This is a genomic window from Bacillus sp. L381, from assembly GCF_030284525.1.
Lineage (GTDB): Bacteria > Bacillota > Bacilli > Bacillales > Bacillaceae > Bacillus > Bacillus amyloliquefaciens.
The window spans coordinates 1,178,235-1,195,023 of record NZ_CP127224.1 but is presented as its reverse complement, the minus strand read 5'-3'; the positions used below and the strand labels follow the sequence as shown (position 1 = coordinate 1,195,023).

The following is a 16,789-nucleotide window of genomic DNA, read 5'->3' as shown; positions in this document are numbered from 1 at the left end:
TGTATGAAAGAATGGGCAGGCGTTCATTTACTCATAAAAACCGAGCTTTACGGCTTCTACATACCGAAAAAACAGATCGGTCGGCGTGTATGTTTCTCCCCGGCAGCCGAAATTGCTGAACAGCGCGTTTCTCTGTGCCGTGCTTACTTCCAATTGCAGCCCCATTTTCCTTTTTGTCCGATTGACAATATTCCCGGGATTCACACCTGCCAGCCGATCGTTCATGTCCGTCAGTTCGGCGCCAAACCCCGCTTTACGCAGCAGATCACAAATACGTCTGGCTTTTTCCAGATCCGCGCCCCCGACGAGTGTAGTTGCCGTTTTCAGATCATGATACCCATGAAAAGCCAGTGCATGATGGTGAGCGGTTACTTTTTCTAAAGCCAGCGGTTCGTCAAAACGGGTGCTTGTCAAGTGGAGAAAACGGTTGTTGCACTGCTTCGTGCCTTCAAATAAATAAATTGAACTTTGGTCAGAAAATGCCCGCACCAGCTCACTGACACCGGGTTCAATTCTGCCGCCGTGGGGAGCGAGGACGATATATTCACTTCCCTTTTTTTCTTCATAAATAATCCGGTATTCCGATTCAGCAGCAGAAAGAGCTGCGAAGCTGTCATATCGATCTTTCATGTTTAACATGCTCTCCTTTACCAGTCAGCATCAGTTTACTCTACTCATCTAGGAATGAAAACCTTTTTATAGTATGATTTGATAGAATACGTATCAGGGGGGATATATCATGGGGTTCATCAATGGATTGCTTGGTAACGCGTCGACAATATCAACGGCTGAAGCAAGAGAAGAACTGGCCCGTATTTTGCTGGAAGGTGAAAATGTCAATGCCGCGTTTAAGCTCGTCCGCGATATCATTGTCTTTACGGATAAGCGTCTTATTCTTGCCGATAAACAGGGAATCACGGGTAAGAAAACGGAGATTCAATCCATTCCGTACAAAAGCATTTCCAGATTCAGCGTAGAAACCGCCGGCCGCTTTGACCTGGATTCTGAGCTGAAAATTTGGATTTCCGGCGCGGAGGTTCCCGCTGTCTCAAAGCAGTTTAAAAAAGATGAAAGCATTTATGATATTCAAAAGGCCCTTGCCGCAGTTTGTATGTAAGAAGAAACGGAAGCCCGGGGTGCTTCCGTTTTATTGATTACAGTTTTTCTTGGATTTTCGCCTTCGTTTTCGGGCCGTAAATTCCGTCTGCCGTTAATCCGCTGACAGATTGAAAACGTTTTACGGCATTTGCCGTTTTCGGGCCGTAAACACCGTCCGCCCCGTGATTTTTTGCTCCTTTATCAGGATAAAAATAAAGGGCGGATAAAGCGGTCTGCACTTGTTTCACGTTTGTCCCTTTCGTCAGCGGTTTCGTCACTTTGATCACCCCGGATGGGAGCGGATAGGATGACGCAGCCTGACTTTTTGAAGAAGAACCCGTCTGAGGGAGCTTGATCACCTGTCCGACTGTAATGCGGTTTGGATCAGTGATATGATTTATGCTTTGCAGCGATTTTATACTGACACCGTGCGATGCGGCGATTTCCGATAAGGTGTCGCCTTTTTTCACATGGTATTCAGACACGGAAGAAGAAACGGACGCCTTTTTCAGCGACATACTTCCGTTTAATTGCTTCTCAATATCCGCCTTCACTTCATCCCAGCGTCCTTCAGCCAAAATGCGGTGCGGGCAGTACTTTCCGTTCCAGTCCTGGTGCTTTCTGATTCTGTCAATCCCCCAGCCCCGCTCCTTCAGAAGCTGCGCCGCAAATTCAATCGCCAATTTTTCGGCGGCTCTGTACCGTTCGCCGCCTGACTTACTGTAACAGATTTCGATAGCAATCGACTTCCGGTTTCCGGTACCGTTCGTGCCGTCCCCCGAATGCCAGGCATTCCGGTCCAACGGAATTCCCTGGATCACTTCTTTGTCATCAACTGCAAAATGATAGCTCGTTGATTCGCTGTTCCCCGTCATATAGCTGATCTCATTAGCGGCGGAAGCGTCGTTTGCCGTGTTATGGATGGTAATATACTCCGGCGTCATCGGGTTCGGACATTTTAACGCATATTTATCAGCCGATACGAGCCGCTTTTTCACTTCAATCCCCACTCTTCATCTCTCCTTATGCCTTTTTCATAAATAGGTGGCATTCGTAGGACAGATAGATTGAGTACATAGACCCTTCAATCGGATAAAAATGGAATGGTTACGCACAGCAAAAAACAAGACCCTTCCAAAGAAGGGTCATTATGTTATGTTTGGTTGCGCGCGGCAATATGGAATGTGCCGTCCGCTTGGTTTTCCAAATGGCTTTCATGGCCGATCACCTGTGTAAAGCTGAACCCGACAGCAACAAGCAGCAATCCTGACAACAGTTTAGATTTCATATAGACAATCTCCTCTCTGAATTTGTTTTTGGGCGTTCACCATTTTTTCATAAAACGTGAGTGCTTTTTCAGGCTGTCCGTGTTTCATGTAAAATTTGGCAGCGTCATGCGCCAGTTCTTCCACATACGGATACAGCATGTGTTCCTCCAGAAAATCAAACGTGTGCCTGACGGATACGTTATCCATTTTCTTGCCGTATAACGCATGTAAAAATTGAAAGAGATTTACAAACAATTCATCATTGTATTCGCGGGCGATACTCAGCCCGAGGCGGTATTGCTTCTCTGCTTCGGCGGTGGTGTTCTGTTTATAAAGAACCTGTGTTAATGAGTAAATAGAATGCGGAAGATTATCGAACTTTTCTGACTTGCAAATGGAAACGGATGTCTCAAAATATTCGGCTGCTTTAGAGAGGTCTCCCATTTTTTCGTAACAGTTTCCGAGATTATATAAGGCTGAACTGATAAGACGGGGATTGCCTTCTTGTTTTGCAAGATCTAAAGCAAGTTCTAAGTGGGGCAATGCTCTTTCTGGATACTGCATGTCATCATAATTCCCTGCAATAACGAATTCACATTGGATTCTGCGGACGTTGTACGTCTCATACGATTGGTACGTTTCAAGGGCTTGTACCGCATAGCTCATGGAGACGTAGGTTTGTTTCAAGTTGTAAAAAATCTCGGCCATTTTAAAAGCAAACTCAGCTTTCTCGATGTCATCAGAAACGAGTGCGAGGTTTTTTTCAGCCCGTTTGTAATACATCATGGCGTTTAGGAACATTTTCTGTTTAAATTCATACATTCCTCGAAAAAAATTAAAATAGTAATCAAGCAGTCCTGTCAGTTTATACTGGTTGCCTTCAATGTCTTCCAATAATTCTGAAAACTCAGGCTGAGAAGGGTCCTCCTTTAAGGGCTTAATGTAATCCAGCATGACACGGTGTCTGAATTCCATTAATGAATAATACAGGAGCAGATCCTGATCTTCTTCCATATCCTCGATTTCTCTCTCTACTTCACGTTTGACGCGCTCCGCCTCAAGGACGTGAAACTGCCGGATATGGGTGTACCATTCATTAATTTTGAGCCCGACAAAAGAGGACGGAATAGTCTGCTTCATCCTCAATAAATCCCCCCTTTTGGAATGACCGAGATATGTCATATTTTATCATAATTGCTAGAAAAAGAAGAACGCAAAAAGACCGCAATTGTCGAATTTCGGATATCCGCAACGAAATATCACTATCAAGAGCTTATTGCTTGTTTCTTCCGCGCCGTTGATATAGCATATCTTTGCATCTTTATATTCTTGATAAATGGGGGTTTTCACATGACAGCACAAAATCATTTGGTCAGCCACTTTCTGTCACATCGAAACGTGACGATTGAGCTGGCGCAAAAAATCGGCCGCGAGCATTACGATTACAAACCGGCAGAGACTTCAATGTCTGCTCAGGAACTTGTAAAACACATGGTTTATTCTTTTCTCATGTTTGCAAACGTCATTAACGACGGAAACGGATCAGCCATCCAGAACAAACCAAATGAAGAATCAGAAACAGACCTCGTCAAACTGGCTGAAACGTGTACTGAAAAAACGACAAACATCCTGTCACAGCTGACTGAAGAGCAGCTGAACCGCGAAATTGACCTGACCGCCTCTTTCGGCAGAAAAATTACCGGCGCCGCTCTCCTTCAGCTTGCTATGGAACATGAAATTCATCATAAAGGCAATCTTTTCGTTTATGTAAGAGAAATGGGCCACACGGAACTTCCGTTTTATCAGCAAAAATTATAAACCGATGATCCGCCGGTCTGCGAAATAAAGCAGACTGGCGGATTTTTTGTTCCATATAAAATTTTCCGAAAATTCGATTGATTCCCGCCCCTTAATCATATATAATCTGATAAAAATAGTAGGATTATTCAGGAGGCACACAAATGACTGTAAGCATTGTGTTCATGGGTTTCATCGTCGGAACGCTGGTCGGATTGACGGGTGTGGGAGGAGCGGCGCTTTTGACTCCTTTGCTGATCGTTTTAGGAATCAACCCGTCGATCGCCGTCGGCACGGACCTTTTATATAACTCCATCACGAAACTGTTCGGTGTCGTTTCTCATTGGAAGCAGCGTACCGTTCATTTTAAACTTGTCGGCTACTTGGCGCTCGGAAGCATTCCCAGCGCGTCAGCCGCCATCGGCGTTCTTCACTTGTTCCCCGCTTTTCACCAGCATCAGGAGCAGATTATCAAACAGGCGCTAGGCTACGTGCTGACACTTGTCGCCATTTCCATTATCGCCCGTCTTTTTTTCGATAAAAAACTGCGGCCGAACCGCTGGCAGCAAAAAACGCTTGAAGAAAAGCGGGCACTCATGATACTGATCGGCGTCATTTTCGGCTTCATCGTCGGCCTGACATCTATTGGGTCCGGCTCATTATTTGCGATCGCCATGCTGTACCTGTTCAGAATGAAAACGGCGGAAGTAGTGGGAACAGATATCGCACATGCCTTTTTACTTGTAACGGCTGCCGGTCTCTTAAACGCAAGCTTCGGCAGCGTCGATTACCTGCTCGTATTGAATCTGTTGATCGGCTCTGTGCCGGGTGTCCTGCTCGGCAGTTTCTTTTCGCCGAAATTCTCACCGCGCCCGCTGCAGTTTGTGATGGCGGCGATTATTTTGATCAGCGGGATAAAATTAATATAAAAAAGCGATCTGCTGTCGGACCGCCTTTTCCCTTATAACGTCACACCAGTCTTAAAAATCGCAAGCTCCCGAAAATCATTTTTTTCGTTATTGACGAATTCTTCGCTTGCAACTTTGATGATGTATTGAATGAAATCTCTTACAATGTGATCTTCTGTTGTTTGTTCTTCCGCTAATCTGCCCGCGTTATAATCAATCCAATGAGGCTTTGATTGAAATAAATCGGTGTTTGTTGATACTTTCACAGTCGGGACAAATGTGCCGAGCGGCGTGCCTCTTCCGGTTGTAAACAGAACGATGTGGCATCCGGCTGCGACCAGCGCTGAAGAAGCGATTAAATCATTTCCGGGTGCACTGAGCAGTGTCAGTCCCTTTGTTTTCAATGTGTCGCCGTATGCCAGAATATCCGAAACAGGTGCCGCTCCGGCCTTTTGTGTGCAGCCGAGCGACTTGTCTTCAAGCGTTGAAATACCGCCCTCCTTGTTCCCGGGTGACGGATTTTCATAAATCGGCTGCTCGTGCTTTTTAAAATATTGCTTGAAATCATTGATCAATCGGACTGTTTTATGAAACACTTCCTCGCTTGCCGCGCGCTGCATGAGAATCGTCTCAGCCCCGAACATCTCAGGAATTTCCGTTAAGACCGTGCTCCCGCCTTGTGCAATCAAGTAATCTGAAAATCTCCCTAATAAAGGGTTTGCAGTAATGCCGGAAAAACCGTCAGAGCCGCCGCATTTCAATCTGATGTTCAATTCTGACAGCGGAATTTCTTCACGTTTATCTCCCTTTGCCGCAAAGTGTATGTTTTTAAGAAGTGCAATCCCTGCTTCAATTTCATCTGTGACAGCCTGTGATTCGAGAAATTTCACCCGATCCCCGTTCACTTCAGAAAGCGTTTCCTTTATCGCTGCCAGCTCATTATTTTCACAGCCGAGCCCTTAACACAAGCACACCGCCCGCATTCGGATGGCAGATGACATTTATCAGTATTTGTTTCGCATTCTCATGATCATCGCCCAGCTGCGAGCATCCGTATTGATGCTGCCTTCGCCGAACTGAAGGACTTTTTCAGGATATTGAATGTATTCGCCGCACATTTTTTTATTCAGCTGCCGCAAGCTGTCCGCCTCCTTCCGCTTTTTTGCACACGTTAACATTTTTTCGCACGAAAACCCGGTTATTCAGACGGGCGCCGTTATGTGAGTTTTTTGATTGAATCTCTTATCATCACCTCGGTGTTTTCATACATTTTTTCCGCCGCCGTATTCGGGTCGGCGATAAGCGCCAAAATCTTCTCTGCGCCGAGTATGCTGATTTTTTCAACCGGGCGTTTTACTGTCGAAAGCCTCGGCGTCATATATTGAGAAATGCCGATGTCATCAAACCCGATAACGGATATGTCTTCCGGAACGTTCAGACCTTTGGCGAAAATGGCATTCATTGCCCCGATCGCCATATCATCATTTGAACAGAAAACAGCCGTGGGCGGTGATTGAAGCGCCAATAGTTTTTCCATCGCCTGACTGCCGCTTTCCATATCATAGCGGCCTTTTACACTGTATTCATGCTTAATCGGAATAGAATGATCAATTAAAGCCGTCAAATAGCCTTCTTTCCGCTGTGCGGCTGACCTGAATCCTTCCTTTCCCTCAATAATCGCGATATCTCTGTGTCCGTTTGCAATCAGGCAGTCGACCGCTTGTCTGGAACCTTCTTTATCGTTTGATAAAATATTGGTGATGCTCCGGTCGTCAATGTCCCGGTTTAGCACAACGAGCGGGATGTTTTTCTCGCGGATATGATAAATAAAGGAATTATCGCTGTCGCTTTGGCTCATTAAGATGATTCCGTCATACCTCATGGGCGTAATGGTTTCAAAGCTTTTCAGATCGTCAATCGCGCGCACGAACAAATTGTATTCCTCACTGATTGTGCGGTTTACACCTTTGATGGTATCGGAAAAAAAGCTGTGTGAGGTTCCGTTTGTGATGCTTGTAAAAAACAGTCCGATCGTATGGGACTTTTGCATGGCAAGACTTTTTGCATTTACATTCGGTGTGTAATTCAGCTGTGAAGCGAGCTCTAATATTTTCTGTTTTGTATGCTCTTTAATGTAGGGGCTGCCGTTAAGTGCCCGGGATACGGTTGTGTGGGATACGTTGGCGAGTTTTGCGATATCTTTTATGGTTACCATTCGGTTTTCCTTTCTTTATGTATACTGTCATTTATTTCTATTGTACCATTAACGGGCAGTCCATAAAATCACTAAAGTTGAGGTTTTGTATGATGTAAGTCCTGAACGAGCTCGGCATGCTGCCGATCCGTCAGCTTATACATCAAGCCGATAATCAGCATGGCGCACGCTAAAGCGAAAGCCGGGTTCAGCAGCAGAAGCCCTTTTATCCCGATTAACGTGCCTTTTGTCTGAGATACATTCGGGATATAGCCGATAACGCTCAGCCCGACGCCTGAAAGAAAACCCGATAAAGATTGGGAGAGTTTTCTGGAAAAGTTGAAAAGCGAATAATTCGTCGCCTCTTTCCGTTCACCTGTTTTCCATTCTCCGTAATCAATAATGTCCGACACAAGCGCCCACGTAATGCCGTTTAGTATGCTGATGCCGATAAAAGCAATGCTCGCTAACGCCGTAAAGATATATACATTTGACGGGAGACAGAAATTCAGCGTATCAGCCGCGGCGCTGACGGCAAAACCGATCATCACCGTTTGCTTTTTTCCGAAGCGTTTGACGAGTTTCGGCATAAACAGAACGCCTAAAAATGAAGAACCGATGATGATAAAACTCATGTAGGACATCAGCTCAAAAAAGACATTGCCGAGAAAGTCCGGCAATGTCTTCATTGTCATTTGAAGGATTAGTAAGCGAGGCTGAATAATCCTTTGATATGTGTTAAATAACGTACGTTACTTGCTTCTTTCATTAATGATGCAGGAAGACCTTTCAGCGGAGTAGAGTTCGCTCCGATGATGGCAACCGCGTCTTTACGTCCGAGGCTTGCAAGTGTACCAGAGTTTACAGGCTTGAATGTTTCAAGCGTTTTTCCTTCTAAGTAAGCGAACAGGTTGTAACCGACAAGTTCACCCATCTGCCAAGCGATTTGAGCTGTCGGCGGGTACGGACGGCCGTCCGGCGCAAAGTATACAGCGCTGTCTCCGACAACGAATACATCTTCATGAGAAGTAGATTGTAAGAAATCGTTAACAGTCGCGCGGCCGCGGTTCACTTCAAGGCCAGATTCGCCGACTAACGGGTTGCCTTGTACGCCGCCTGTCCATACAAATGTGTTGGCAACGACTTTTGAACCGTCTTTCAGATCAATGACGTTTCCTTCCACGTTTGTAACAGGAAGACCTGTTAAGAACTCAACGCCGCGTTTTTCAAGACTTTTTGTCGCGCGTTCGATAAGATCATCAGGAAGAACAGGAAGAATTTTCGGACCTGCTTCAACTAATTTCAGTTTGATTTCTGTCGGATCTACGCCGTATTTTTTCGTAAGGTTCGGCATGATGTCAGCAAGTTCACCGACAAGCTCAACACCTGTTAAGCCGCCGCCGCCGATAAGAATCGTTGCATCAGCTTCGTTTTTCGTTTTAGAGTATTCACGCACACGGTCTTCCACGTGTTTGTATACTTTGTTGGCATCAGCAGCAGATTTCAGCACCATGCTGTTTTCTTCGAGTCCAGGAATGCCGAAATAAGCAGTAACTGACCCAAGACCGACAACAAGCGCATCATAAGTCAGCTTAGAACCGTCAGAAAGGGCAACTTCTTTCTTATCAACTGAGAAAGAATTGACTTCTGCGATTTTAATGTCAACGTCTTTTCCTTTCAGGAGTTTTTCAAGCGGCATAGCAACAGCCTGTTCAGACACGTTGCCGGCTGCAAGGCGGTGCAGTTCCGTAATAATTTGATGAGTCGGGAATTTGTTCACAACGGTTACGCGTGCTTCATCTTTACTGTAATGTTTGCGAACGGTTAAAGCAGAAAGAATTCCGCCGTAACCAGCGCCTAAAATGACAATATGTTTTGACATCGTATATCCTCCGTCCTTTATATCAATTTGAATCTGAGATTATTTTTGTTTTTCGTTCATGATTTCAAGATAGCTGTTAGCAAAACGGAACAGCTTTTGAGCTTGAGGATCTTTCAGCATGCGCAGCAGGCCGAAAAGTCCGATTGTCTCATTGCTTGCATCCGCGCGGTCTTTTGCTTCGATCGCAGTAGCTGCGACTTCTTTCGCTGTTTCTTTCACCGGCTCAAGAATTTCTGTAAGCGCACCCACTGTATCGCTCTTCAATACTTCGTCTGTCGCTACAGACTGTGCAAAATCATAAGACTTCGTTAAAATATTTACTAACTCAGTCAGTTTTGGAAGCTGATCCACTAAAACAGTCAGTGATTCTTGAACTTCAGGTTTTAGCAGCTGATCGATAAGATCGCGTTGGCCTTGGCTGACAGATGCATTTGTTTGATCGATTGTTTCTGGCATATCCGATTCTCCTTTACTATAAGCAGTATGCTGATTTTTTTTGGAAAGGGTAGCCTTTCCCCTTTCATGCAGAAAAGCATGAAAAAGCAAGATTGTGAATTCATGCACAATCATTTACAAAAATAAATGTTTACTACCCAGTTTTTCACTTTGCCATATTCAGTATTATTTTTATATCAACAAAAACAATTGAATAAGTCAAAATTTCTTTTTTCCTCTCTGAAAATAGCAAACATAAAAAACCCCAATTTGATTTACTCTTATATAATAACACTTTTTGAACAAAATTTGAACGTGAATTGTTTCGTTTATGAAATTATTTATATGGCGGGGGTGTAATAACGTTTCTTTCGGACTATTTTTTTACAGAGCATCCGCTTGTCTCCTGTCATTTTCCCCACACTTTTAAAAGCGGTTCCGTTTTTCCCGTAAAGGGGTCATGTTCCGGGAGCGGGACACGGCTGATTTCTTGTAAAGTTCTATCATTTTTCTCCGTTTTTGTATCGTACTGCCGGCCGCCCGGATAAGCGCCGATCACGGTAAAATCAGAACTGCACGACAGTTTTTTATGTCCAGTTCCGGCCGGAATGACCGCTGCGTCTCCCGTTTGAAGAACAACATCCGCCCCTTGTTCTCCGCCGAACCTCAATACCGCGTTTCCCTTTACCGCGACAAGAACTTCGTGTGTGGTGCTGTGAAAATGGTGATACGGAAACACCCCGCCCATCCAGCTGTTCGACCAATCATGCCGGCGGAGGATCGTCTCTGCTTCCCGCACTGTTTCTTCATTAAATACCGCTTTATAAATGACAAGCGGAAGATTCAGGTTATTCGGAATGCAGCCGTCATCTTCAAAATAAAGCACTTGAATATCCTCTTTCTGCACTGTGTTCACCTCCGTATATGTCTGTTTCCCATTCGTCATTTATTAAAACGCTATTTTCTCATATTCCATTGCGGAGCCTGCCGGTGAATAGTATAGTATAAAAAAATATGTGTCAAAATGAGGGATTTAATGAAAGCCATCTTAATCGGAATATTGGCATCTTTGTTTTTTGCAGTCACATTTATTTTAAACAGGGCGATGGAGCTCTCTGGCGGAAGCTGGATGTGGAGCTCTTCCCTGCGTTTTCTTTTTATGGTTCCGTTTTTATTTGTGATCGTTTATGCGAAAGGAAAGTGGGGGCCGCTCTGGCATGAAATCCGGAAAAAACCGTATTTTTGGCTGAAGTGGAGTTTTACCGGCTTCGTGCTTTTTTATGCTCCCATTACCTTTGCGGCGGCATACGGGCCGGGCTGGCTGATCGCCGGCACGTGGCAGATTACAATTGTCGCGGGCGTGCTTCTGTCGCCGTTTTTCTGCGAAACAAAAGATTCACCGGCGGGTCCGGTTCTCGTCAGACAAAAGATTCCCCTTATTTCGCTGGTTACTTCCGTCATTATCCTGATAGGAGCCGGCCTGATACAGCTTCAGCATGCAGGCTCCCTGTCAGGCCGCACGATAGTACTCAGTGTTGTGCCGGTGGTCATCGCCGCTTTTGCCTATCCGCTCGGCAACCGTAAAATGCTGGAACAATACGGCGGAAAACTCGATACGTTTCAGCGCGTGCTCGGCATGACGCTTGCCAGCTTACCGTTTTGGCTTTTGATTGCCGCTTTCGGCTGGCACAGAGACGGTCTTCCGTCAATGGGACAGACATTCCAATCCTTTATCGTTGCACTCAGCTCAGGCGTTATAGCAACAGTATTATTTTTCCGCGCCACCGATATGGTGAGGAATGAGCCGCAGAAGCTCGCTGCTGTAGAAGCGACACAATCCGGAGAGGTTCTTTTTGCACTGATCGGCGAGATCGTCTTTTTATCCGCAGCGTTTCCGTCACTTCTTTCGTTTGCCGGACTGTTCATTATTATTGCGGGAATGATCATGCATACATTCGCTTCCCGGCAGGCTGACCCGAAAACGGCGGATCAAACATCAGCCGATCTCACCGGTTCCTGATTTTTTTACGAAAGGTGTTATTCTGTATGAAAGAAAAAATTCCGGCAATATCTTTTCTGTCAGCCGGCAAACGCTTTGAACAAAACAATACGTCCTTTGATGTCCTCAGCGGAGTAACCGGACATATACAAAAAGGCTCTATTACGGCGTTGATAGGGCCTTCCGGCGCGGGAAAGAGCACACTGCTGTCACTGTGCAATCTGATGAATACACCTGATGAAGGCGAAGTGCTTGTATTCGGAAAAGACATAAGGCACTGGGACATCAGAGAGCTCAGAAAAACAGCAGGGCTTGCATTTCAATCAGCTCCCGTTATTGAGGGCACGGTGCGGGACAACCTTCTGCTCGGAGAAAAACTCCACGGAACACAGCACTATACGCCCGAAGAGCTCGCAGATTTTACAGATCTGCCGCAGGAGCTGCTGGATCGGAATGCAAAAGAATTATCCGGCGGGCAGCGGCAGAAGCTCTCATTAGCGAGAACTCTCGCCAGCCTGCCGTCCATCCTGCTGCTGGATGAAATCACATCTGCTCTGGATCCCTCATCTGTTCTCATCATTGAGAATCTGATTATGAAACTCCATCGGCAGAAGCAGCTGACGGTTCTGTGGATCACCCATAATCTTGAACAAGCGGAACGGATATCCGATACGGTATGGTTTATGGCTGAGGGACGGCTTTTAGAGACCGCGGAAACGAAAACGTTCTTTAAAGAACCGAAACACGAAAAGGCCCGGGCCCTTTTACAAAGGAGCGGGTGCTGATATGGATTATCTTTCTCTGTTATTGACAAGTGTATTTGTCATTATCGCTTTATTCCTATCTAAATCTTTTAAAGCCGGCGTAGAAAAAGATATGATCGTGGCAACTGTCAGAGCCGTGATTCAGCTTCTCATCATCGGCTATGTGCTGTCGCTGATTTTTCACGGTGATCATCCGGTGTTTATCATATTAATGGTGCTTCTCATGCTCACGGCCGCTTCGCACAATGTCGCCAAACGGAAAAAAATGCGGATCGGCTCATTTTGGCGCGTTTTTCTGACACTGGCTATTGTGGAAATCGTGACGCAGGGAATTTTACTGACCCTTCACATCATTCCGTTTACTTCAAGATATATTATTCCGATAAGCGGCATGGTCATCGGAAACTCCATGGTGCTCTCAAGCCTGTTTTTAAACCGGCTCAGTTCGGAAGCGGAGCTGCGGAAAGAAGAAATTCAGCTGATTCTCTCTCTCGGCGGAACGCCAAAGCAGGCGGTCCGGCATATGTTAACGTCGAGTATGAAGCTCAGTATGATACCGACGCTTGAAAGCCAGAAAACATTAGGGCTCGTTCAGCTTCCCGGCATGATGACGGGGCAGATTTTAGCTGGAGCTGATCCGATACAGGCGGTGCGCTTTCAGCTGTTGATTGTTTTTACAACGATGGCCTCCGCTCTTCTTACATGTATCATACTCAGCGCCTTGACATACCCATCCCTTTTCACGGAACATTGGCAATTAAAAAAATTCAGCAGGGAAGCGTAAGCTTTCTCCCTGCTGAGTGATTGTTTATGATAAGGTCAGAGATTCGTAGTAACGGGATAATTCGATAATCATCGCTCCCATCCGCTCAATGTCCGGAGCAAGGACTCTCTTCACCCCTTCATCCCGGATCGCTTCAGCTGTCACTTTGCCGACTGCGGCGGCAAGTACATGTGTTTCGAATGCTTGCTGCAATTCTTTTGCGGACCCTTTTTCTTTTGCATAATCAAAGAGAGAACGCACTTGAATGGCAGTCGTAAAACATACGGCGTCGACCTCGCCGTTTAACAGCTCTCCCAGCAGTTTATCGACCGTCTCCCTTTCAGGCGGAATATGCTGATAAGGCAGAACAGGGAATACCTCCGCTCCGTTTTTCTCAAGGAATTCCGTTAAGACGGGTGCTTTTTCCCCGTGAAGCTGGATCATGACTTTTTTGTCTTTCAATTCAAACCGTTCCAAGGAGCGGATCAGGCCTCTTGTCGTACCGTCTTCATCTGAAGCATGCGGCGTGACGCCGAGCTTTTTTAAAGACGCATATGTTTTATAGCCCCTGCAGCCGATTTTCGCTTCATGAACGGCCGCTAAAAATTCTTCTTTCAGACCGATTTTTTCCGATACTGACAATAACGTTTCCGTACCGATGCCGGTGGTGAATATCACCCAGTCGGCTTTTTGCTCAGCAAATGTTCTTACGTCGGGTTCAATCTGATTCTCCGCCAGGTATACGGTTCCTTGGAGGGAACGGACGACTGCCGTTCCGCCCTGCTTTTCTATTAATCTCGTGATCTCTTCTGTTTTCCGCGAACCGCCGATCGCAATCCGTTTTCCGTTCAATCCTTTTCCCATCGCTGTTTTCTTCTTCCCTTCAGATGCCGGGCGCCCCATGGCAGGCCGTCATTTATTTCTATTATTGTTACGCAATCAGACCGGAAAATCAAGATATGCTCCGTTGAATCCCCTGTGCAGTTGCTGTATCATTAACCGGGAAAAACGATTTGATTCGCGGAGGGACTTACAATCATGGAAACAAAAAAAGAGTTCGAGACAAAAGGCTACGATACTTCAGTTATTTATGAGTTCAATGAATATCCTGATGTTCACAGCGGCCGATGTGATAATTGCGACTATACGCTGTTTAAAAGCTCGGTAAAGGGCGGAAAATTTTTGCGGGAATGCCGGAGATGCGGCATGAAGAAAAACATATAACAAAACAGGCAGCCGTCCGGCACGCTGCCTGTTTTCCCAATCAATGTTCGACGGCCGCCTCTTTCAAAAATTCTTCAATAGCACAAACAGCCTGTTTGGCGCCGCCTGTTTCTTCTATTTTCTGCTGCATGCTTTTCACGCGGCTGAGGATGTTTTTATCGCCGTATACTTTCTGAACGTCTTTTTGCAGACGCGCCGCAGTGACTTCCTTCGGCGGCAGATGCACGCCAAGCCCCAATTCATCGACACGTTTTGCGGTGACCTCTTGTTCGTGCATTTGCGGAACGACAACGAGCGGGACACCCGCATTCATCGCCTCCATTGTACTGTTCATCCCGCCGTGAGATACGAACAGCTTTGCTTTCTCCAGCACGTCAAGCTGCGGAACGTGCTGGCGGATGATAAAGTGATCAGGCACATCCGAAAAACTTTCCGGATCAATTGTTGTGCCGACTGACATAATGACCCGCCAGTCTGAGTCCCGAAACGCACCGATACACATCTGGTAAAATTCAGGCCAGGCGTTAAACGCCGTTCCCAGTGAGATGAGCATAAGCGGACGGTCATCGGCTGCATCAATTTCCAGACTTCCCGTATTTGTGCGTTCCCCAAGGGACGGACCGGCAAAACAGAACCGTTCATCAAAGGTTTCCTGTTTCGGCTGAAAGGCCCTTGGCATAAAGACAATATTCAGTTTTTCAGGCATGAAAAATTCTTCCATTGTCATCCGTTTGAGCTGTTCATTTTCAATTTGCTCCTGGTATTCTTCTATCGCCTGTTTGGCCGCTTCCAGTGTATCTTCGTCTCTTCCTAATTGAAAATACTCATTCATTGCATAGCTCGGGCAGAACTTCACGGCCGGGATGTTACAACTGTCCGCAAACAATTTTCCGGCAAGAGCTAAAAAATCAAACAGGACGATGTCAGGAAGATCGTCTTTGTACAGCTCTTCCAGCTGCGGAAGCACTTCTGCCGCTTCTTCCAGAAACATCACAAACGCGTCATTTTTATTCACCCGTTCTTTTATCGTCTCCGGATCTGCCTTAAAGCTTGTGCGGTATAAAACGGGAATGGCGCCCGTTTTGGCAACGGAGGCCTCGAAATCCTCACTCGTAGCGAATGTCACTCTGTGCCCGCGTTTGACAAGTTCTTCGGCGACGGGCAGCGTCGGATTGACATGGCCGTGAGCGGCTACATTAATAATGGCGATATGTGTTTGTTTCATCTTTTTTCTTCTCCCCTGTTTTCGTTTATCTCCGCTTCTAAAGACTCCAGCCCGTACATGGCACTGTTTTGGATCGGCTCAACCCGGACGGGCTCCAAGTGTGAAAAGGCCTTTACAATGCCTCTCAGCGCGACTTCCGCTTCAAGTCTGGCAAGCGGAGCGCCTAAGCAGAAGTGTACGCCGAACCCGAAGGAAAGGTGCGGATTTGATTGGCGATGAATATCAAATACATCTGCCTGCTCAAATTTGTTTTCATCACGGTTGGCAGACGCAATGTAGCAGAGAACCATCTCTCCGCTTTTCAAACGGCGTCCGCGCAATTCAGTGTCGTGCCGGACCGTCCTTCTGACAAATGGAGCCGGAGCGCGAAAACGAAGCGTTTCCTCCACCGTTTGCGCAATGAGAGAAGGATCCTGCCTCAGTTCTTCATAAAGGCCCGGCGTCTCCAATATGCTGTAAACCGCATTTGAAATGAGATTAGTCGTTGTTTCATTTCCCGCCACTAAAAGCAGGTTGCAAAACGGGATCAGGTCTTCGGCCGAGAGCTTCTCTCCCTCTTCTTCCTCTTTTATCAAAATTGAAATAATGTCTTGGCCGGGCTGTTTTCGTTTGCTGTCTATTATTTCCGCAAAAAATGCCGCCAGCTCTGTCTCACATTGATCACGTTCCTGCTGATTTTTCTCCGCCTCTTCAGGACTCGCATCTTTCGGCATGCTGACGAGAATGTCCGACCATTTTTTAAACTGTTCCATATGTTCGGATGGAACGCCTAACAATTCAGAAATCACAATGACCGGCAAAGGATAGGAGAGATCTTTCACGATATCAATCCGGCCTTTGTTTTTTGCCTGTTTCAGCAGACTATCGGTAATCTCTTCAATTCTCGGCTCCCATTCCTTCAATACGCGGGGAGTAAAAGCGCGATTGACGGCAGATCTGATTTGGGTATGCTTCGGCGGGTCCATATTCAGCATGGACTTTGCAATCGAGCTTTTCATGTCAGACATGAGGCTTGAGAACGTCTCTTTATCACTGATGACTTTTTTGGCATCATCGTATAAAAACACACTCCAAACCTTAGTTTCTTCATCAAATTGAATGGGGCTTTCGCGTCTCATTTTTTCGTACCAAGGAAAAGGGTTGTATACGTCCAGGCCGTCTTTTCCTTTCATCAGGGTTCTTTGGATGGCTTGTCTCGGGCTCCTCAGGTTACTCATGGTTATCACTCCTGA

19 protein-coding genes and 2 pseudogenes are annotated in these 16,789 nt (G+C 46.1%); 7 read left to right on the top strand and 14 right to left on the bottom strand.

What is annotated here, in order from left to right:
- Positions 1 to 27: 27 nt before the first annotated feature.
- Positions 28 to 630 carry a poly-gamma-glutamate hydrolase family protein gene (locus QRX25_RS06055; protein WP_212101030.1) on the bottom strand — a complete coding sequence of 201 codons (603 nt, stop codon included), beginning with the start codon at positions 628 to 630 and terminating at the stop codon, positions 28 to 30.
- A gap of 109 nt (positions 631 to 739) precedes the next feature.
- Between QRX25_RS06055 and QRX25_RS06050 the strand changes: the two genes are divergently transcribed.
- The gene (locus QRX25_RS06050) at positions 740 to 1,117 is read left to right on the top strand and encodes a PH domain-containing protein (protein WP_212101027.1); all 378 of its coding nucleotides are present in this window, start codon (positions 740 to 742) and stop codon (positions 1,115 to 1,117) included.
- A gap of 37 nt (positions 1,118 to 1,154) precedes the next feature.
- Here the strand turns inward: QRX25_RS06050 and QRX25_RS06045 are convergent, their stop codons facing one another.
- From QRX25_RS06045 to QRX25_RS06035, 3 genes are all read right to left on the bottom strand, one after another.
- Positions 1,155 to 2,108, bottom strand: a complete 954-nt coding sequence (locus tag QRX25_RS06045) for an N-acetylmuramoyl-L-alanine amidase (RefSeq protein ID WP_212101024.1) — start codon at positions 2,106 to 2,108, stop codon at positions 1,155 to 1,157.
- Positions 2,109 to 2,251: 143 nt separating this feature from the next.
- Positions 2,252 to 2,386, bottom strand: a complete 135-nt coding sequence (locus QRX25_RS06040; protein ID WP_003154881.1) for a PhrA family phosphatase inhibitor — start codon at positions 2,384 to 2,386, stop codon at positions 2,252 to 2,254.
- Entirely contained in the window at positions 2,376 to 3,512 is a 1,137-nt protein-coding gene (locus tag QRX25_RS06035) for a Rap family tetratricopeptide repeat protein (RefSeq protein ID WP_212101021.1), read from the bottom strand. The genes QRX25_RS06040 and QRX25_RS06035 overlap by 11 nt, the downstream gene beginning before the upstream one ends.
- Positions 3,513 to 3,716: 204 nt before the next feature.
- Between QRX25_RS06035 and QRX25_RS06030 the strand changes: the two genes are divergently transcribed.
- Together QRX25_RS06030 and QRX25_RS06025 are read left to right on the top strand one after the other, a co-directional pair.
- Complete coding sequence (locus QRX25_RS06030; RefSeq protein WP_212101019.1) at positions 3,717 to 4,184, top strand: DinB family protein; 468 nt, start codon at positions 3,717 to 3,719, stop codon at positions 4,182 to 4,184.
- Between the two features lie 143 nt (positions 4,185 to 4,327).
- Positions 4,328 to 5,092, top strand: coding sequence for a sulfite exporter TauE/SafE family protein (locus tag QRX25_RS06025; RefSeq protein ID WP_065981227.1), 765 nt, complete (start codon positions 4,328 to 4,330; stop codon positions 5,090 to 5,092).
- A 32-nt stretch (positions 5,093 to 5,124) separates the two neighbouring features.
- Here the strand turns inward: QRX25_RS06025 and QRX25_RS06020 are convergent.
- From QRX25_RS06020 to QRX25_RS05990, 7 genes and pseudogenes are all read right to left on the bottom strand, one after another.
- Positions 5,125 to 6,136: pseudogene (locus tag QRX25_RS06020) on the bottom strand (UxaA family hydrolase); the annotation flags it as partial.
- A complete protein-coding gene (locus QRX25_RS06015; protein ID WP_257784743.1) occupies positions 6,076 to 6,210 on the bottom strand; it encodes a hypothetical protein in 135 nt (44 codons plus the stop codon). The pseudogene QRX25_RS06020 and the gene QRX25_RS06015, both read right to left, overlap by 61 nt.
- 77 nt (positions 6,211 to 6,287) lie before the next feature.
- Positions 6,288 to 7,286 carry a LacI family DNA-binding transcriptional regulator gene (locus QRX25_RS06010; protein WP_212101016.1) on the bottom strand — a complete coding sequence of 333 codons (999 nt, stop codon included), beginning with the start codon at positions 7,284 to 7,286 and terminating at the stop codon, positions 6,288 to 6,290.
- A 71-nt stretch (positions 7,287 to 7,357) separates the two neighbouring features.
- Positions 7,358 to 7,933, bottom strand: a pseudogene (locus QRX25_RS06005) (MFS transporter); the annotation flags it as partial.
- Positions 7,934 to 7,968: 35 nt separating this feature from the next.
- Entirely contained in the window at positions 7,969 to 9,147 is a 1,179-nt protein-coding gene (locus QRX25_RS06000) for an NAD(P)/FAD-dependent oxidoreductase (RefSeq protein WP_013351920.1), read from the bottom strand.
- A gap of 39 nt (positions 9,148 to 9,186) precedes the next feature.
- The gene (locus QRX25_RS05995; protein ID WP_003154908.1) at positions 9,187 to 9,603 is read right to left on the bottom strand and encodes a DUF1641 domain-containing protein; all 417 of its coding nucleotides are present in this window, start codon (positions 9,601 to 9,603) and stop codon (positions 9,187 to 9,189) included.
- A gap of 388 nt (positions 9,604 to 9,991) precedes the next feature.
- Entirely contained in the window at positions 9,992 to 10,489 is a 498-nt protein-coding gene (locus tag QRX25_RS05990; protein WP_212101013.1) for a cupin domain-containing protein, read from the bottom strand.
- A gap of 129 nt (positions 10,490 to 10,618) precedes the next feature.
- On the opposite strand from QRX25_RS05990, the gene QRX25_RS05985 reads away from it, so the two are divergent.
- From QRX25_RS05985 to QRX25_RS05975, 3 genes are read left to right on the top strand one after another with little or no spacing between them, the layout of a single operon-like run.
- Positions 10,619 to 11,602 (top strand): DMT family transporter, encoded by a 984-nt coding sequence (locus QRX25_RS05985; RefSeq protein WP_212101010.1) that lies wholly within the window; start codon positions 10,619 to 10,621, stop codon positions 11,600 to 11,602.
- Between the two features lie 26 nt (positions 11,603 to 11,628).
- Positions 11,629 to 12,366 carry an ABC transporter ATP-binding protein gene (locus QRX25_RS05980; RefSeq protein WP_212101007.1) on the top strand — a complete coding sequence of 246 codons (738 nt, stop codon included), beginning with the start codon at positions 11,629 to 11,631 and terminating at the stop codon, positions 12,364 to 12,366.
- Between the two features lies 1 nt (position 12,367).
- On the top strand, positions 12,368 to 13,129 hold the full coding sequence (locus tag QRX25_RS05975; protein WP_212101004.1) for an ABC transporter permease: 762 nt from the start codon (positions 12,368 to 12,370) through the stop codon (positions 13,127 to 13,129).
- Between the two features lie 24 nt (positions 13,130 to 13,153).
- Here the strand turns inward: QRX25_RS05975 and QRX25_RS05970 are convergent, their stop codons facing one another.
- On the bottom strand, positions 13,154 to 13,972 hold the full coding sequence (locus QRX25_RS05970; protein ID WP_212101001.1) for a uroporphyrinogen-III synthase: 819 nt from the start codon (positions 13,970 to 13,972) through the stop codon (positions 13,154 to 13,156).
- A gap of 174 nt (positions 13,973 to 14,146) precedes the next feature.
- Here QRX25_RS05970 and QRX25_RS05965 point away from each other — a divergent pair, with 174 nt between their 5' ends.
- Entirely contained in the window at positions 14,147 to 14,332 is a 186-nt protein-coding gene (locus QRX25_RS05965; RefSeq protein ID WP_003154919.1) for a DUF8096 family protein, read from the top strand.
- A gap of 40 nt (positions 14,333 to 14,372) precedes the next feature.
- On the opposite strand, the gene QRX25_RS05960 is transcribed toward QRX25_RS05965, so the two are convergent.
- Both QRX25_RS05960 and QRX25_RS05955 read right to left on the bottom strand, forming a co-directional pair.
- On the bottom strand, positions 14,373 to 15,557 hold the full coding sequence (locus QRX25_RS05960; RefSeq protein WP_212100998.1) for a macrolide family glycosyltransferase: 1,185 nt from the start codon (positions 15,555 to 15,557) through the stop codon (positions 14,373 to 14,375).
- On the bottom strand, positions 15,554 to 16,774 hold the full coding sequence (locus QRX25_RS05955) for a cytochrome P450 (protein ID WP_212100996.1): 1,221 nt from the start codon (positions 16,772 to 16,774) through the stop codon (positions 15,554 to 15,556). The genes QRX25_RS05960 and QRX25_RS05955 overlap by 4 nt, the downstream gene beginning before the upstream one ends.
- Between the last annotated feature and the right edge of the window lie 15 nt (positions 16,775 to 16,789).

Excerpts from the sequence above, each read along its gene's own strand:
- QRX25_RS05985 (WP_212101010.1), top strand. The coding sequence starts at position 10,619 with ATGAAAGCCATCTTAATCGGAATATTGGCATCTTTGTTTTTTGCAGTC.
- QRX25_RS05965 (WP_003154919.1), top strand. The coding sequence starts at position 14,147 with ATGGAAACAAAAAAAGAGTTCGAGACAAAAGGCTACGATACTTCAGTT.
- QRX25_RS05995 (WP_003154908.1), bottom strand. The coding sequence starts at position 9,603 with ATGCCAGAAACAATCGATCAAACAAATGCATCTGTCAGCCAAGGCCAA.
- QRX25_RS05970 (WP_212101001.1), bottom strand. The coding sequence starts at position 13,972 with ATGGGAAAAGGATTGAACGGAAAACGGATTGCGATCGGCGGTTCGCGG.
- QRX25_RS05960 (WP_212100998.1), bottom strand. The coding sequence starts at position 15,557 with ATGAAACAAACACATATCGCCATTATTAATGTAGCCGCTCACGGCCAT.
- QRX25_RS05955 (WP_212100996.1), bottom strand. The coding sequence starts at position 16,774 with ATGAGTAACCTGAGGAGCCCGAGACAAGCCATCCAAAGAACCCTGATG.
- QRX25_RS06030 (WP_212101019.1), top strand. The coding sequence starts at position 3,717 with ATGACAGCACAAAATCATTTGGTCAGCCACTTTCTGTCACATCGAAAC.
- QRX25_RS06025 (WP_065981227.1), top strand. The coding sequence starts at position 4,328 with ATGACTGTAAGCATTGTGTTCATGGGTTTCATCGTCGGAACGCTGGTC.
- QRX25_RS06010 (WP_212101016.1), bottom strand. The coding sequence starts at position 7,286 with ATGGTAACCATAAAAGATATCGCAAAACTCGCCAACGTATCCCACACA.
- QRX25_RS05980 (WP_212101007.1), top strand. The coding sequence starts at position 11,629 with ATGAAAGAAAAAATTCCGGCAATATCTTTTCTGTCAGCCGGCAAACGC.
- QRX25_RS06000 (WP_013351920.1), bottom strand. The coding sequence starts at position 9,147 with ATGTCAAAACATATTGTCATTTTAGGCGCTGGTTACGGCGGAATTCTT.
- QRX25_RS06050 (WP_212101027.1), top strand. The coding sequence starts at position 740 with ATGGGGTTCATCAATGGATTGCTTGGTAACGCGTCGACAATATCAACG.
- QRX25_RS06040 (WP_003154881.1), bottom strand. The coding sequence starts at position 2,386 with ATGAAATCTAAACTGTTGTCAGGATTGCTGCTTGTTGCTGTCGGGTTC.
- QRX25_RS05975 (WP_212101004.1), top strand. The coding sequence starts at position 12,368 with ATGGATTATCTTTCTCTGTTATTGACAAGTGTATTTGTCATTATCGCT.
- QRX25_RS06055 (WP_212101030.1), bottom strand. The coding sequence starts at position 630 with ATGAAAGATCGATATGACAGCTTCGCAGCTCTTTCTGCTGCTGAATCG.